The 16,212-nt window shown below is 40.6% G+C and carries 13 protein-coding genes; 8 read left to right on the forward strand and 5 right to left on the reverse strand.

All coding sequences use genetic code 11. From position 1 onward, the window contains the following. Positions 1 to 15: 15 nt before the first annotated feature. The 5 genes from trxB (at position 16) to infA (ending at position 6,001) form a co-directional block, all read left to right on the forward strand. The gene (gene trxB, locus PUND_RS10890; protein ID WP_008110078.1) at positions 16 to 966 is read left to right on the forward strand and encodes a thioredoxin-disulfide reductase; all 951 of its coding nucleotides are present in this window, start codon (positions 16 to 18) and stop codon (positions 964 to 966) included. A 306-nt stretch (positions 967 to 1,272) separates the two neighbouring features. Beyond that, complete coding sequence (locus PUND_RS10895) at positions 1,273 to 4,086, forward strand: bifunctional aconitate hydratase 2/2-methylisocitrate dehydratase (RefSeq protein WP_021033102.1); 2,814 nt, start codon at positions 1,273 to 1,275, stop codon at positions 4,084 to 4,086. 192 nt (positions 4,087 to 4,278) lie between these two features. After that, entirely contained in the window at positions 4,279 to 4,995 is a 717-nt protein-coding gene (gene aat / locus PUND_RS10900) for a leucyl/phenylalanyl-tRNA--protein transferase (RefSeq protein WP_010389717.1), read from the forward strand. Next, a complete protein-coding gene (locus PUND_RS10905) occupies positions 4,988 to 5,692 on the forward strand; it encodes an arginyltransferase (protein ID WP_010389715.1) in 705 nt (234 codons plus the stop codon). The genes aat and PUND_RS10905 overlap by 8 nt, the downstream gene beginning before the upstream one ends. Positions 5,693 to 5,782: 90 nt before the next feature. Then, positions 5,783 to 6,001 carry a translation initiation factor IF-1 gene (gene infA / locus PUND_RS10910; protein WP_002962494.1) on the forward strand — a complete coding sequence of 73 codons (219 nt, stop codon included), beginning with the start codon at positions 5,783 to 5,785 and terminating at the stop codon, positions 5,999 to 6,001. Between the two features lie 200 nt (positions 6,002 to 6,201). Here infA and clpA read toward each other — a convergent pair whose 3' ends face one another. Both clpA and clpS read right to left on the reverse strand, forming a co-directional pair. Next, complete coding sequence (gene clpA / locus PUND_RS10915) at positions 6,202 to 8,463, reverse strand: ATP-dependent Clp protease ATP-binding subunit ClpA (RefSeq protein WP_010389711.1); 2,262 nt, start codon at positions 8,461 to 8,463, stop codon at positions 6,202 to 6,204. A gap of 68 nt (positions 8,464 to 8,531) precedes the next feature. Beyond that, on the reverse strand, positions 8,532 to 8,840 hold the full coding sequence (gene clpS / locus PUND_RS10920) for an ATP-dependent Clp protease adapter ClpS (RefSeq protein WP_008110102.1): 309 nt from the start codon (positions 8,838 to 8,840) through the stop codon (positions 8,532 to 8,534). A gap of 209 nt (positions 8,841 to 9,049) precedes the next feature. Here clpS and cspD point away from each other — a divergent pair, with 209 nt between their 5' ends. Next, positions 9,050 to 9,268, forward strand: a complete 219-nt coding sequence (cspD, locus tag PUND_RS10925; RefSeq protein ID WP_008110104.1) for a cold shock domain-containing protein CspD — start codon at positions 9,050 to 9,052, stop codon at positions 9,266 to 9,268. Positions 9,269 to 9,722: 454 nt separating this feature from the next. After that, a complete protein-coding gene (locus tag PUND_RS10930) occupies positions 9,723 to 11,945 on the forward strand; it encodes an NADP-dependent isocitrate dehydrogenase (RefSeq protein ID WP_010389707.1) in 2,223 nt (740 codons plus the stop codon). A 95-nt stretch (positions 11,946 to 12,040) separates the two neighbouring features. Here the strand turns inward: PUND_RS10930 and PUND_RS10935 are convergent, their stop codons facing one another. The 3 genes from PUND_RS10935 to PUND_RS10945 form a co-directional block, all read right to left on the reverse strand. Continuing rightward, positions 12,041 to 13,282 (reverse strand): amidohydrolase family protein, encoded by a 1,242-nt coding sequence (locus PUND_RS10935; RefSeq protein WP_010389706.1) that lies wholly within the window; start codon positions 13,280 to 13,282, stop codon positions 12,041 to 12,043. An 11-nt stretch (positions 13,283 to 13,293) separates the two neighbouring features. Continuing rightward, positions 13,294 to 14,676, reverse strand: coding sequence for an amidohydrolase (locus PUND_RS10940; RefSeq protein WP_010389705.1), 1,383 nt, complete (start codon positions 14,674 to 14,676; stop codon positions 13,294 to 13,296). A 100-nt stretch (positions 14,677 to 14,776) separates the two neighbouring features. Continuing rightward, the gene (locus PUND_RS10945; protein ID WP_008110111.1) at positions 14,777 to 15,562 is read right to left on the reverse strand and encodes a hypothetical protein; all 786 of its coding nucleotides are present in this window, start codon (positions 15,560 to 15,562) and stop codon (positions 14,777 to 14,779) included. Between the two features lie 244 nt (positions 15,563 to 15,806). Here PUND_RS10945 and PUND_RS10950 point away from each other — a divergent pair, with 244 nt between their 5' ends. Continuing rightward, on the forward strand, positions 15,807 to 16,169 hold the full coding sequence (locus tag PUND_RS10950) for a DUF3718 domain-containing protein (protein WP_010389703.1): 363 nt from the start codon (positions 15,807 to 15,809) through the stop codon (positions 16,167 to 16,169). Positions 16,170 to 16,212 lie beyond the last annotated feature (43 nt).

The raw sequence follows: 16,212 nt of genomic DNA on the forward strand, positions 1-16,212 counted from the left end.
GTTTAGGAAAAGATCATGACTGAAGCAAAACATTGTAAGTTACTTATTTTAGGTTCGGGCCCTGCAGGCTACACAGCCGCAGTTTACGCTGCACGTGCTAATTTAAACCCTGTTTTAATTACAGGTATTCAACAAGGTGGCCAGCTAACAACCACCACTGAAGTTGAAAACTGGCCTGGCGATGCACACGGTTTAACCGGCCCTGCATTAATGGATCGTATGAAAGAGCATGCAGAACGCTTTGAAACTGAAATTGTGTTCGACCACATCAACAAAGTTGACGTATCTAAGCGCCCTTTCACACTAACCGGTGACCAAGGTACTTACACATGTGATGCTTTAATTATTGCAACCGGTGCCTCTGCGAAATATTTAGGCTTAGAGTCTGAGACTAATTTCCAAGGCCGTGGTGTTTCTGCTTGTGCAACCTGTGACGGCTTTTTCTATAAAGGTCAAAAAGTAGCGGTTGTTGGTGGTGGTAACACAGCGGTTGAAGAAGCGTTATACCTGTCTAACATTGCTGATGAAGTTCATGTTATTCACCGTCGTGACAGTTTCCGTAGTGAAAAAATTCTTGCTGACCGCCTTGCTGAAAAAGCAGCAAACGGTAATGTTGTAATGCACTACAACCGTACACTTGATGAAGTGCTTGGTGACCAAATGGGTGTGACCGGCGTTCGCATTAAAGATGTGGCGTCAGATGCTACTGAAGAACTTGATTTAGCGGGTGTGTTTATTGCCATTGGCCATAAGCCAAACACCGATATGTTTGAAGGTCAGCTAGAAATGAAAGACGGCTACCTAGTGGTTGAATCTGGTCTTAACGGTAATGCAACTCAAACAAGTGTGCCAGGCGTATTTGCTGCCGGTGATGTGTCTGATCATATTTACCGTCAAGCTATCACCTCTGCCGGTACTGGCTGTATGGCTGCACTTGATGCAGAACGCTTTTTAGATAACCTATAAGCATACATAGCATACTTTTGGGGCTGAATTTTCAGCCCTTTTTTGTGCCCAATTATTACGCCCGAGATAATTGTATCCGCACCAACATTCACTAGGATTATAGTTGAAATTAGTCTTATTTATACAATTAATGGCTCAGGTACGATAGGATCTAAGGGTGAGCAACAAATACCGTCAAATTATATAAGTAAAACTAGCTATAATTATCGTCAGGAATAAAAGCTTTATTCATTTAGGCATTACTAGAAACTGTAAAATCAGTTAAAATGCTTAACTTCATATCAAGTAAATTACCGAGAGTTTTCTATGAGTTTGTATACAAAATATATGGAAGAAATCCAAACCCGTAAAACGGAGCTTGGATTAAGCCCACAACCAATCGATAGCGCTGAACTAGTATCAGAAATAATTAATCAAATTAAAGATACTAATAACGAGCACCGTAAAGATTCACTGCATTTCTTTATTTTTAATACTTTACCTGGAACAACCAGTGCTGCGGGCGTTAAAGCACAGTTTCTAAAAGAAATCATTTTAGGTGAAGAGCACGTTGCAGAGATCACTCCAGAATTTGCATTCGAACTACTTTCACACATGAAAGGCGGCCCATCGATTGAAATGCTAATTGATTTAGCCTTTGCTGATGACGCAAAAATCGCAGCACAAGCTGCAGAAGTACTGAAAACTCAGGTATTCTTATACGATGCAGATATGGAGCGCATTAAAGCGGCCTACGAATCAGATAACCCAATTGCTAAAGAATTACTAGAGAGCTTCTCAAAAGCTGAATTCTTCACAAAACTACCTGACATCGAAGAAAAAATCGAAGTAGTAACTTACATTGCTGGTGAAGGCGACATCTCAACTGATTTACTGTCTCCAGGTAACCAAGCACACTCGCGTGCTGACCGTGAATTACACGGTAAGTGCATGATCACTGAAGAAGCACAACAAGAAATTGTTGCCCTTCAAAAGAAACACCCTAACGCTAAAGTAATGCTTATTGCTGAAAAAGGCACCATGGGCGTTGGTTCATCACGTATGTCTGGTGTGAATAACGTAGCACTTTGGGCTGGTAAACAAGCAAGTCCATACGTTCCTTTCATCAACATTGCACCTGTTGTTGCAGGTACTAACGGTATTGCACCAATCTTCTTAACAACGGTTGATGTAACCGGCGGTATTGGTCTTGACCTTAAAAACTGGGTTAAAAAAGTAGATGCAGACGGCAATACAGTAACTGATGCAAATGGTGACGCTGTGCTTGAAGAAGCCTACTCTGTTGCTACTGGTACTGTGCTAACAATCAATACTAAAGAGAAAAAACTTTATAACGGTGATAAAGAGCTTGTTGATATTTCATCAGCATTCACACCGCAAAAAGTTGAATTCATGAGAGCTGGCGGTTCTTACGCAGTTGTATTCGGTAAAAAACTACAAACGTTTGCTGCTGAAACTCTTGGCATTGAAACGCCGCTTGTTTATGCACCTTCAAAAGAAATTTCACACGAAGGCCAAGGCTTAACAGCGGTTGAAAAAATCTTTAACCGTAACGCGGTAGGTGTACTATCAGATACGCCACTTCACGCTGGCTCAAATGTTCGTGTTAAAGTGAACATCGTTGGTTCGCAAGATACAACCGGTCCAATGACAGCGCAAGAATTAGAAGCCATGGCTGCTTCAACGATTTCACCTCTTGTTGATGGTGCCTATCAATCTGGTTGTCATACAGCATCAGTATGGGATAGCAAAGCACAAGCAAACATTCCTAAACTAATGGCGTTTATGAATAAGTTTGGTTTGATCACTGCACGTGACCCGAAAGGCGTTTACCATGCAATGACTGACGTTATTCACAAAGTATTGAACGACATTACAATTGATGATCGCGCTATCATCATTGGTGGTGACTCGCATACACGTATGTCTAAAGGCGTTGCCTTTGGTGCAGATTCAGGTACTGTTGCTGTTGCACTTGCAACCGGTGAATCTGCGATGCCGATTCCTGATTCAGTTAAAGTAACGTTTAAAGGCAAAATGGCTAAGCATATGGATTTCCGCGATGTTGTACATGCAACGCAAGCGCAAATGCTTAAGCAATTTGGCGGCGAAAACGTATTCCAAGGTCGTATCATTGAAGTTCATATTGGTACCCTAATGGCTGACCAAGCGTTTACCTTCACTGACTGGACTGCAGAAATGAAAGCGAAAGCGTCAATCTGTATTTCAAATGATGAAACGTTAATTAAGTCAATTGAACTTGCTAAGTCACGTATCCAAATCATGATCAACAAAGGTATGGAAAACGAAGCACAAACGCTACAAGGTCTAATCGATTTAGCCGACAAGCGTATTGCAGGTATTCAATCTGGTGAAGAGCCAGCACTTTCTCCAGACGACAACGCTAAATACCACGCAGAAGTTGTGGTTGATTTAGACCAAATCGTTGAGCCAATGATTGCCGATCCAGACGTTAATAACGATGATGTTTCTAAGCGTTATACTCACGATGTGATCCGCCCTGTTTCTTTTTACAACGACAAGCCTGTTGATTTAGGTTTTGTTGGTTCGTGTATGGTTCACAAAGGCGATATGAAAATTATTGCTCACATGCTACGTAACCTTGAGAAGAAAAACGGTTCTATCTCATTCAAAGCGCCATTAGTTGTTGCGCCACCAACATACAACATTGTTGATGAGCTTAAAGCGGAAGGCGATTGGGATATTCTTGCTAAATACGCAGGTTTTGAATTTGACGATGCAAAACCAAAAACGGCTGCACGTACTAAGTATGAAAATATCTTATACCTAGAACGTCCTGGTTGTAACCTATGTATGGGTAACCAAGAAAAAGCAGAACCAGGTGATACTGTTATCGCAACATCAACACGTCTTTTCCAAGGCCGTGTAGTAGCCGATACATCTGAGAAGAAAGGTGAATCACTTCTAGGTTCTACGCCAGTTGTAGTTCTATCTTCTGTTCTTGGTCGTTTCCCGACTATGGAAGAGTATAAGTCTGCGGTTGAAGGTATTGACCTTACATCGTTTACACCTGTTGAAGAAGCAATGACAACTAAGTTCAACGCAGGTGAAGCTGTACCAGTAAAAGTGGTTAGCTAATTCGATTAGTTTACCATTTAATTAAGCGCGTTTTTTAACGCGCTTTTTTTATGCCTGTAATTTGCTTTACAGATATAGTTCTTAGAATGTAAACCGTGTAGGAGGCTTTGGACAACACAATAATTTGTGGTTTGTGATTTTAAAGCAACAGGTTACACTTTATCTTGACCATGCAGTTATTCAATCGGTGTTATGACTAAACAACTTTATCAACTCGCTCAAAGCCACTTTACTTTTCCTGATCCCAACCATGCATTAGATGATCCAGATGGTTTGCTTGCCATTGGTGGATGTTTATCGGTAACGCGGTTAAAAAATGCCTATTTATCTGGTATTTTTCCGTGGTTTAGTGAGCAAGAGCCAATTATGTGGTGGTCACCGAGTGAGCGCGGTATTGTTGAGCTTAATGACTTTCATGTTAGTAAAAGCTTACGAAAACATTTAAAAAAGCACCCGGTCACCGTAACTATTAATCATGCCTTTGAAGAAGTGATAGAAGCGTGCCGCGATCAACGCATTGATACCGATGGCACTTGGATAACCCCGCAAATGCAACAGGCGTACATAAAAGCGCATTACAATGGCATAGCTCATAGTTTAGAGGTATGGCGTGAGGGAGAGCTTGTAGGCGGCTTATATGGGATTATGCAAACTGGCGTTTTTTGTGGTGAATCAATGTTTCATCATCAAACAAATTGCTCCAAACTGGCGATGTGGGCGCTGGTTAATTGGCTTAAGCGCCATAATGCGCATTTTATTGATTGCCAATTAGAAAATCCTTATTTAATGTCGTTAGGTGCCAGCGTGATTCCACGTGAAGAATTTTTAACTAAACTTAATAAAGCACAGTGTTACACCCCAGCTGCCAGTATGTGGCAGCCACAGGAGCTAATCGCGATATATGAATGAACAACTTCCGGCTCGTATAGGCCTAAGCCAACCGTTTGAATGCAGTTATTTACCTGATCGCCAAGAACAATTGCTGGTGATACTCGACCCAAGTTGTTACAGCAGCAACAAGTTTGAATCATTATTAGGATTAGGCTTTCGTCGCAGCGGTAACCAAATTTACCGTCCGCACTGCCCTATTTGCAGCGCATGTAGTTCTGTGCGCGTTTTAGCTGATGAGTTTATGCCGACAAAATCGCAAAAACGTAAACTTAACAAAGCAAAAAACCGCTTTGAGGTAAAATATTCACAGGTTGAACGCGAACAATACTACCCACTTTACAGTAAATACATTAGTTTACGTCATCAAGACGGTTCTATGTATCCACCTGATAAATCACAATTTCAAAGTTTTTTGTTTTGTAGCTGGTTAACCATCACCTTTATAGAGCTTTGGGATCAAGAAAACTTAGTAGCCGTTGCTGTAACTGATTGTATGGACAACGCTATTTCCGCTATTTATACATTTTTTGACCCTGACTACGAACACTTCAGTTTAGGGACTGTAATGATATTACAGCAGCTTAAATTTGCTAAACAGCAACACAAACAGTTTGTTTATTTAGGCTATCAAATAGATGAATGCGACAAAATGAAGTATAAAACCCAGTTTTTACCTGCCCAAAAACAGCTCAATGACCAGTGGGTGGCTATTTAATTTACAAAAATAGCCCCTGCGCCTTTACTTATTGGCGTATTTTGGGCAAAATCTGCAGCGTTTAACTATTAAAGAGGTGTTACGCTAAACATGGCGAAAGAAGACGTAATCGAAATGCAAGGGACAGTCCTTGATACTTTACCAAATACAATGTTCCGAGTTGAGCTAGAAAATGGTCACGTAGTTGTGGCTCATATTTCAGGTAAAATGCGCAAAAACTATATCCGTATTTTAACCGGCGATAAAGTAACGGTAGAAATGACTCCTTACGATTTATCGAAAGGTCGTATCGTATTCCGTGCTCGCTAAGTAAGTGCGTAAACGAGATTTAGTTTTTGGCTAGTGAAAACTAGCTTTAAGCGTTTATTAAATGTAATTACTGGCTACTACCATTAATTACATTTAATAAACAAAAAACCCAGCCTTTGCTGGGTTTTTTGTTGCCTATTTCTTTGGCAAATAAAAAAGCCTGCATAAAGCAGGCTTTTTAAATTGCTAACTTTTTTAGTTTAGGCTGGCGTTAAGTCACTCTCGTAATCAAAACGCAGTTTTTTATCTTTAACCGATACTTTTACCGTACCGCCAGAAATTAGCTCACCAAACAGTATTTCGTTAGCCAATTGCTTTTTAAGATCTTCTTGGATAACACGCGCCATAGGACGCGCGCCCATTGCTTTGTCATAGCCTTTATCAGCCAACCACTCACGAGCTTTAGAAGTAAGCTCAAGGTTAACTGACTTCTTATCCAGTTGCGCTTGTAACTCAACAACAAATTTATCAACCACTTGCAAAATAACCTCTTTTTCGAGGTGATTAAACCAAATAATGTTATCTAAGCGGTTTCTAAATTCAGGTGAAAATACTTTGTTAATTTCACCCATTGCATCGTGTGTGTGATCTTGCTCACTAAAACCAATCGACTTACGCGTGGTTTCTTGCACGCCGGCATTGGTGGTCATCACCACTACTACGTTTCTAAAGTCAGCTTTTCGGCCGTTATTATCTGTTAGCGTACCGTGATCCATAACTTGTAATAAAATGTTGTAGATATCAGGATGCGCTTTTTCAATTTCATCCAGCAATACCACTGCATGTGGGTTTTTGATCACCGCTTCTGTTAATAAGCCGCCTTGTTCAAAACCTACATAACCCGGAGGCGCACCAATTAAACGGCTCACCGCATGGCGCTCAACGTATTCAGACATATCAAAACGAATAAACTCAACACCCATGCATTTAGCTAATTGCTTGGTAACCTCTGTTTTACCTACCCCTGTTGGGCCTGCAAATAAGAACGAACCAACCGGTTTGTTCTCGTTTGCTAAACCTGAGCGCGATAAGCGAATAGCAGAAGTTAATGCATCAATGGATTGATCTTGTCCAAACACCAACATTTTTAAATTACGGTCTAAGTTTTTCAGCGTTTCTTTATCAGACGACGACACATTTTGAGGCGGAATACGCGCCATTTTAGACACAATCATCTCAATATCAGATACACCAATGGTTTTTTTACGCTTAGACGTAGGCAGTAGCCGTTGGCTTGCGCCTGCTTCATCAATAACGTCAATCGCTTTATCAGGTAAGTGACGCTCATTAATGTACTTGGCACTTAGCTCGGCGGCTGCTTTTAACGCTTTTTGCGTATAACGAATACCATGGTGTGCTTCGTAACGATCTTTTAAGCCGTTAAGAATTTTAGTGGTATCTTCAACGCTAGGTTCAAGCACATCAATTTTTTGAAAGCGACGGACAAGGGCGCGATCTTTTTCAAAAATATTCTTGTACTCACCGTAAGTGGTAGAACCCATACAACGTAATTGCCCACTTGAGAGTAACGGCTTAATTAAGTTTGAGGCATCCATTACCCCACCTGAGGCAGCACCTGCACCAATAATGGTGTGAATTTCATCAATAAATAAAATTGAACCTGCTTTTGCTTGTAACTCTTTTAATAAACTTTTAAAGCGTTTTTCAAAATCGCCTCGGTATTTGGTACCGGCAAGTAACGCGCCCATATCTAAGGAGTACACAACCGCATCAGCAATGACTTCAGGCACTTGTTCGTTAACAATACGATAGGCTAAGCCCTCGGCAATAGCAGTTTTACCTACGCCGGCTTCACCAACCAGTAATGGGTTATTCTTTTTACGACGACACAGCACTTGCACTGTGCGCTCTACTTCACTATCACGGCCAACAAGCGGGTCAATATTACCCTCTTTAGCGTGTATATTAAGGTTAGTTGTAAAGCTGTCGAGCTTACTCGCTTCTTCGCTTGCTACTTCTTGCACCTCTTCATGAATATCGTCGGTATCATCGCCTAATTCGTCGTCACCTTTGGCGATACCATGAGAAATGAAGTTAACAATATCAAGTCGAGAAATATCATTCTTTTTAAGTAAGTACACGGCTTGGCTTTCTTGCTCAGAAAAAATAGCGACCAGCACATTAACGCCTGTGACTTCATTTTTGCCAGAAGATTGCACATGAAATACAGCGCGCTGTAATACCCGCTGAAAACCAAGTGTTGGTTGAGTTTCGCGCTCTTCTTCTAAATCAGGAATAACCGGTGTGGTTTCATCAATAAATTCAAGTAACTCTGTTTTTAATCCAGAAACGTCAACACCACACGCATTAAGCGCTTCTCCAGCTGATGGGTTGTCGAGTAGAGCTAATAAAAGGTGCTCTACGGTCATAAACTCATGACGACGTGTACGCGCTTCACGAAACGCAGTGTTCAAAGTTAGTTCTAAGTCTTTATTTAGCATTGGCAACCCCTTACAGAGATAATAATTTTATACCGCACTTCAAAGATGAAAGTTCACCTTTGTGGTATTTATTCCTGCTCACAACTACATAGCAGTGGATGCTCGTTATCCCTTGAGTAGCGGTTAACTTGCTCAGCCTTAGTATGTGCTACGTCGGCGCTGTAAACACCACATATGCCCTTACCTTGCTGATGTATTTGCAGCATCACATCAGTTGCTCTATCGCTATCCATATTAAAAAACGTCATTAAGATCTCTATTACAAAATCCATCGGCGTGTAATCATCGTTGTTTAACACAACTTTATATTTTCGCGGTGGCTGCAACTTTTGCTTTTCACTATCGCGAACGGTGTCGATAACACCAGAATCTTTCATACCACTCATAATTAAATATAGTCTTGTCTTTGTAACTCAAGCAAACTTGAATAAAAAAATAAATAAAATGTTAAAAAATAACCTAAAACACTTGACTGGTTGCTTAAATAAACTACAGTCAAATGGTGATTGATTAAACCTTAGTCAGTCTAGCAAACAATACAGTTTAGGATAACTAAATTAGTCAACTTATAGAAGGATGTAGAAGTATGGCTTGTGGTAAAGTCAAATGGTTCAACAACGCCAAAGGTTTTGGTTTCATCGTAGAAGACGGTTGCGAGAACGACATTTTTGCTCATTACTCCACTATTGTAATGGACGGATACAAGACGCTTAAAGCTGGTCAAGATGTTACCTTCGAATTACAACAGGGCCCTAAAGGTCTACACGCTACTAATATAGCCCCTAACGGCGATATTATAGAGTGATTGTAAATATGAGACTAAAGCGAGCGACCTGTTTAGATCCTCGCTTAATCCCCTAAATATCCCTAACCACTTACATATAAATTGCTTCATTGTTTGTTAATTCAACCCCGCTCCTTGATTTTATTTTATCTACCCCAATAATTTCAGTATTAGATGTTTAACTGCTGGCGTTTGGCGCGTAATCCTAGCCCTTTTTAGCCAAGCTTGTTACACTCTTTATCCTGTAAAACGTAATTACTTTAGCCTAATGGCTAGTTTGTAATTACATAAATTTCAGTTATAAAAGACACTAGTCCGTCAGGTGTGATTATTCTCACCTTGTTTAGGTTATACGAGTACCAACACCTAACAGACTACTCATTGCATATACTAATGCTTTATTTATAAGGTATTAAGCGATGATTTCTTTGCATTGTTGAATTTGGCCAATGCGGCCTACTATCTAGGAATGATGATGACATCAAAAATTATCTATACAAAAACGGACGAAGCTCCGGCACTAGCAACTTATTCGTTGTTACCTATTATCCAAGCGTACACAAATGCGGCAGGTGTTGAAGTTGAAACACGCGACATCTCATTAGCTGGTCGTGTAATTGCGAGCTTCCCGGATTACCTAACAGAAGAACAACGCATTGGTGATGCACTTGCAGAGCTTGGCGAAATGGCAAAAACACCAGAAGCTAACATCATTAAATTACCGAACATTAGTGCATCAGTTCCGCAACTTCGCGCTGTAATTAAAGAGCTTCAAGAAAAAGGTTATGCACTTCCAGAATACCCTGTAGAACCTAAAAACGATGAAGAAAAAGCCATTCAAGCAGCCTACGATAAAATTAAAGGCAGCGCAGTAAACCCTGTTCTTCGTGAAGGTAACTCTGACCGTCGCGCACCAGGTTCAGTGAAAGAGTATGCACGTAATAACCCGCATTCAATGGGCGCATGGAGCAAAGATTCACAATCATACGTTGCAAGCATGGAAGAAGGTGACTTCTTTGGTTCTGAGCAATCAGTAACTGTTGATGAAGTAACGGATGTTCGTATTGAACACGTAGCGGCTAATGGCGATATCACTGTACTTAAGCAAAGCACGCCATTACTTGCTGGTGAAGTAATTGATGCATCACGTATTAGCGCTGCAAAATTACAAGCATTCCTAGAAGCTGAAATTAATGCAGCTAAGGAAAAAGGCGTGTTATTTTCGCTTCACATGAAAGCAACCATGATGAAAGTATCTGATCCAATCATCTTTGGTCACGCTGTAAAAGTATTCTACAAAGACGTTTTTGCAAAACACGGTGCACTTTTTGAAGAGCTAGGTGTTGATGTAAACAACGGTTTAGGCGATGTGTACTCTAAAATTCAAACATTAGATGACGCTAAGCGCGAAGAAATTGAAGCAGATATTCAAGCTGTTTATGCTAACCGCCCTGCTATCGCAATGGTTGATTCTCATCGTGGCATCACAAACTTACACGTACCAAGTGATGTGATCATCGATGCTTCTATGCCTGCTGCAATTCGCTCAAGCGGTCAAATGTGGAATAAAGACGATAAATTACAAGACACAAGCTTTGTAATTCCAGATCGTTGTTACTCTGGCGTTTACCAAGCAACGATTGATTTTTGTAAAGAGCACGGTGCTTTTGATCCTACGACTATGGGTAGCGTACCAAACGTTGGCCTTATGGCTCAAAAAGCGGAAGAGTACGGCTCACATGACAAAACATTTGAAGCAAAAGCTGACGGTACTATTCGTGTTGTTGACACAAATGGCAACACCCTACTTGAGCACAGTGTTGAGCAAGGCGATATCTGGCGCATGTGTCAGGTTAAAGATGCACCAATTCAAGATTGGGTTAAACTTGCAGTAAACCGCGCTCGCGCAACAGGTAATCCGGCTATTTTCTGGTTAGATGCAGAACGTGCACACGATGCTGAGCTAATCAAAAAAGTGAATAAATACCTGCCAGATCACGACACTGCTGGCCTAGATATTCAAATTTTATCGCCAATGGATGCAACCTTATTCTCACTAGCACGCATCAAAGAAGGTAAAGACACGATTTCTGTAACAGGTAACGTGTTACGTGATTACCTAACAGATTTATTCCCAATTTTAGAATTGGGTACCAGTGCTAAAATGCTTTCAATTGTGCCACTAATGAATGGCGGTGGTCTATTTGAAACAGGTGCGGGTGGTTCTGCTCCTAAGCACGTTCAACAGTTTGAAAAAGAAAACCACTTACGTTGGGATTCTTTAGGTGAGTTCTTAGCACTTGCTGCGTCACTTGAGCACCTAAGCACGACAACAGGTAACAACAAGGCACAAGTACTTGCTGATACGCTTGATAAAGCAACGGGTACATTCCTAGCTGAAAACAAGTCGCCTTCACGTAAAGTAAAAGAAATTGATAACCGTGGTTCTCATTTCTTCTTATCTTTATTCTGGGCTCAAGAACTTGCTAAGCAAAATGAAGATAGCGAGCTTAAAGCGCAATTTACACAAATTGCTAGCGACCTTGAAACCAACAAAGAGCAAATTGTTAGCGAGCTAAACGATGCACAGGGTCCTGCAATGAACATTGGCGGATACTTCCAGCCAAATGACGATGCAGCCTTCAAAGCAATGCGTCCGAGCACAACATTTAACGAGATTTTATCTAAACTAGTATAAATCAGTTAAATGAATGAAAAGGCGCTCATAGAGCGCCTTTTTTGTGCCTAAGAAAAAGGCCGCTAATGCGGCCTTTTCAATTCAACTTTAAAAGTTTATTTTGTGTACGCGCGTGGCATGTTCGATTCTGTTGTATAGCGCTCACGCAGTTTATCTTGGCGAGATTCAGTACTAACCTCAACTCCATTGATAAACATTTTATTCACGTGGCTGCTCAGCTCAAACGGGTCGTTACTCCACATAACAACATCAGCGGCTTTACCTACTTCTAAGCTACCGGCATTAATACCAAATACATCAGCTACATTCGAGGTCATGGCCTTTAATGCGCCTTGTTGGCTCATACCGTAAGACACTGCGTTACCGGCATCGTAGCGAAGCTGGTAAACATTGTGGCTGGCATCGCCACCCACAGTTAATAGCACTTTAACACCGGCTTTTTCTAGTATGCCGGCATTATTTAAGCTTGCATTAAGTGAGTCGAAACTGCCTGGTAAGTTATCCATTGCACTAATGATCACAGGAATGCCTGCTTTAGCGATGCGATCTTTAACTACAACGGCATCTTGAGCGCCATTAAGGACAATGTTTACGCCAAACTGCTGTTTCACTTTTATTAGTTCAACAATATCAGCCGAACGCGACACACTAATTAGTAATGGCATATCGCCTTTTAGTACTTTAGCCATTATGGTGTCTTCAGCACTTGGCTTAGCGTCGTCTTTTTTAGCTTCTTTGCTTGCTTTAGTTTGATGCTCATCTAACTTATTGATAAGTGTTTGCAAGGTAAATGCACGAGAGCCTTTGCTGCGTTCACCCAAATGAACCACTAATGCTGCTTGCTTTTTATTTACGCTTTCGAAGCTACCACTTAAATCAACAACACTTGCAAGGCCTGCAAATATGCTGTCACCACCGTAAGGGGTGATCAAATCGCGAGTAATACCGCCTTTACGTGCATAAGGAATTAAGCTTGAACGAGGATTAAATGCCAAGCTTGCATCAAAATCGATACCCGCTTTGTCTTCTCCTGCATCGCGAGAACCGGCAACCGCACCTACTTCAACTAAGCCAAGCTGGTTTACACTGGCTATAAAACCTGGGGTCACTATTTGACCTTGAGCATCAATAACTTTGTCAACTTTAAAATCGCTAGGGTTAATGGCAGTGATTTTGCCATCATTCATAACTATGCTAGCTCCTTCTAATACACCTTGATCTGAAGATGTATGCAAAGTTGCATTAATAATTGCCAGTGACTCTGCGCTCACGGTACCCGATGCTAATAGCCCTGCAGCAACCAGAGAAAGCGAAAACGAACGTGATAATTTTTTCATTCTGGGGCTCCTTATTGTTGACCTAACATAAAATCACTTTGTGCTTGGAATGCGCTATCGTTTCTATCGTAAACTTTTGCACCATCAACAAACACTTGCTCTGCTTTTGCATAAACACTAAACGGGCTTTGATTCCAAATAACAACATCAGCTTGTTTACCTGTTTCAAGTGAGCCTGTTTTATCTTCAATACCTAACGATTTTGCGGCATTAGCTGTGATCCACTTAATTGCATGCTGCTCAGAAATATCAAACCCATTTTGGTTTGCACTGAACATAACTTTCGCTGCTTCTTGGTTTAAGCGTTGAATCGTCGTGTCAGAATCTGAGTGCACAACGGCACATGAGTTTTTAACGGCATCAACAATTGCTACGTTCTCTTGCACCATATCGTAGGCTTCCATTTTAAAGCCCCACCAGTCTGGCCAAAGTGCAGCACACGAGCCGTTTTCAGCCAGTAAATCAGCAATTTTGTATGCTTCAATACCGTGATGGAATGTGCCCGCATGATAATTAAACTCTTTTGAAAGGTCGATCATCATCGCCATTTCTTCTGCTTTGTAGCAGTGATTGTGAATACGAACGTCACCTTCTAAAACACCGCGTAATGTATCGTATTTAATATCTCGGTGTGGAGCTTCTGGGTTTTTACCCGCAGCGTAATCAGCATCGTATTTATCCCACTCACGCTTATATTCTTGAGCACCAATCCATGCTGTGCGATAACCTGCCATATTACCCATACGTGTCATCGGTAATACACCTTTTCGACCGTAAACACGTTTAGGATTTTCACCACAGGCCATTTTTAAACCGTATGGCGCATCAGGAAATTTCATTCCTTGCATGGTATGAGCCGGTACATTTTTAAGGGTAACGCCACGTCCACCAAATAAATTAGCTGAACCTGGTAAAATTTGTAATGACGTAATACCGCCTTCGCGTGCACGATTAAAACCTGGATCTTGTGGCCAAATTGAATGCTCAACCCATACTTCTGCCGTATTAGGGCTGGTCATTTCGTTACCATCTTGATGAGACTCAACCGATGGATTTGGATAAGCACCTAAATGTGAATGAACGTCAATAATGCCTGGTGTTACCCATTTACCTTGCGCGTCAATAGTGGTGTCTGCATTAGCGGTTAAATCTTTACCAACTTGCTGCACTTTACCGTCAACAATCAGTACGTCAGCTTCATCTAAACGCTCACCCGTACCTGTTAATACCGTTGCATTAGTGATCAAGGTGCTTGATGTCGCTACTGGCTGATAAGTACTTGGGTATGGGTTTTTATTAATGGTTACTTTTGGATCTTGTGGGCCGCTTTCTTGGCAACCAACAAGTGCTGCTGCTAAACCAACAGCTAACAATGAGGGAGCAAATTTTTGCATGTTTTTAGGTTCTCCTGTTTTTTTACTACTTTAGCGAAAGCAAACGCATAAAGCTAAAAAAACAGGTGAAAAGGCCGTTATTTAAGGTGAGTTTCTGTAATTATTTTTTTATATAATTGTTATAAAGCTTATCCAGAGCTCCTTCGGTGGTGAGCGATGGATCTTTACTTATAAAGTGTTTAACCGTTCGGGTTACAAAATCTGAGTTTTGCTTATGTAATTTTGAAAAATCTTTAATCAATGTATTACCATCTTTTGCGGCTGTGACTTTATCATGGCGATGTCTGTATTGGCTCAATGCCTTATTAAAATCACCTTGATAGTCTTCCACTAAAATTTTATAAAAATCACTTTTTTGTACCTTTAAAACATTAATGCAATAATTAAGCGCTTCTTTAAAGTCGTAAAATACAGTGCCTTCTACATCAAACTCTTTGGTTTTTTCACGCACTGTGACACGTGCTTCTTCAGTGGCATAACTAAACCCCGTAAAAGCGAGTCGCTCAGCAGCTTCTTTACCGAGTTTCATACCCGCTTGAATACTATGAGCAAATTCATCACTCATGTCAGCGAGCTCGTTTTCTTCCCACATGTTATAAACGCGCAAAGGCTTTGCATACTTATTAGATAACTTCTTTTTAAGTTTGCTAAATCGCTCATCAATGGTCATTAATCGCTCATTGTGAAGTAATGCATGGCATTCATAACAAGCTGCAATGGCAACAAAGTCAGCTTCTTCACCTAGATCAATAATACTTTGTAGCATATGCAATGGCGGGCAATGATCGCGCTCTGTTGCCTCACAGCCGCAATAAAAACATTGGTTAAAATGCTGTTGCTCACAAGCATAAGCTTGCTGGTAGTAACTTGCTAACGTTTTATTCACAATTGCGCTCCAAAAATATAAAATGCCACAAATTTAGGGCGCGATAATAACAGCCTGAAAAAATATTTCAGTAGGAAAACGCTAAAGTGTGTCAAAAATAAATTATTTATGAACAACTTTTCATACACCTACAAAATTGCACGATTTATATACACATCTTCTTACAGCTTACCCCATTCAGTTAACAACATTTCGGCTACATTAAGCAATACTTAAGTTGCATATAAACAAAGAGGCAAATACTATGATTTCTTTCAAAGCAACTCTATATTCAACTGTATTATTGGGCGCAGCAACATTAACAGCTCCTGTAATGGCGGCCACTTTTGTTGCCGCTGATTCATCACCCGGTACCCAAGCTTGCATGGCCGTTGCATCTAACAAAAGACTGACACTGCTCAGAACAATGAAAAATCTACGTATAGATAAACATGTAATTAGCAAAAAATTACTCTGTAATGATTTATCAGTGGGTGACTTTGTAACGCTGTATGATTTAAATAAATCAGCACAATTTTTAAATATTGAAGCATCTACTAGTACGTCAATAAGAGATTTAGCAAAAGTAAACAAACCGCTTGTAGTTATTATGGCGGGATCTAAATAACCTGAGTTCTAATTAAAAAATCGTGAGTTTTAAATGCGTTTAA

This window comes from Pseudoalteromonas undina, from assembly GCF_000238275.3.
GTDB classification, from domain to species: Bacteria; Pseudomonadota; Gammaproteobacteria; order Enterobacterales; family Alteromonadaceae; genus Pseudoalteromonas; species Pseudoalteromonas undina.

What these genes read in the sequence shown, in the direction of transcription:
- trxB (WP_008110078.1), top strand. Translation starts at nt 16, where the DNA reads ATGACTGAAGCAAAACATTGTAAGTTACTTATTTTAGGTTCGGGCCCT.
- PUND_RS10895 (WP_021033102.1), top strand. Translation starts at nt 1,273, where the DNA reads ATGAGTTTGTATACAAAATATATGGAAGAAATCCAAACCCGTAAAACG.
- aat (WP_010389717.1), top strand. Translation starts at nt 4,279, where the DNA reads ATGACTAAACAACTTTATCAACTCGCTCAAAGCCACTTTACTTTTCCT.
- PUND_RS10905 (WP_010389715.1), top strand. Translation starts at nt 4,988, where the DNA reads ATGAATGAACAACTTCCGGCTCGTATAGGCCTAAGCCAACCGTTTGAA.
- infA (WP_002962494.1), top strand. Translation starts at nt 5,783, where the DNA reads ATGGCGAAAGAAGACGTAATCGAAATGCAAGGGACAGTCCTTGATACT.
- clpA (WP_010389711.1), bottom strand. Translation starts at nt 8,463, where the DNA reads ATGCTAAATAAAGACTTAGAACTAACTTTGAACACTGCGTTTCGTGAA.
- clpS (WP_008110102.1), bottom strand. Translation starts at nt 8,840, where the DNA reads ATGAAAGATTCTGGTGTTATCGACACCGTTCGCGATAGTGAAAAGCAA.
- cspD (WP_008110104.1), top strand. Translation starts at nt 9,050, where the DNA reads ATGGCTTGTGGTAAAGTCAAATGGTTCAACAACGCCAAAGGTTTTGGT.
- PUND_RS10930 (WP_010389707.1), top strand. Translation starts at nt 9,723, where the DNA reads ATGACATCAAAAATTATCTATACAAAAACGGACGAAGCTCCGGCACTA.
- PUND_RS10935 (WP_010389706.1), bottom strand. Translation starts at nt 13,282, where the DNA reads ATGAAAAAATTATCACGTTCGTTTTCGCTTTCTCTGGTTGCTGCAGGG.
- PUND_RS10940 (WP_010389705.1), bottom strand. Translation starts at nt 14,676, where the DNA reads ATGCAAAAATTTGCTCCCTCATTGTTAGCTGTTGGTTTAGCAGCAGCA.
- PUND_RS10950 (WP_010389703.1), top strand. Translation starts at nt 15,807, where the DNA reads ATGATTTCTTTCAAAGCAACTCTATATTCAACTGTATTATTGGGCGCA.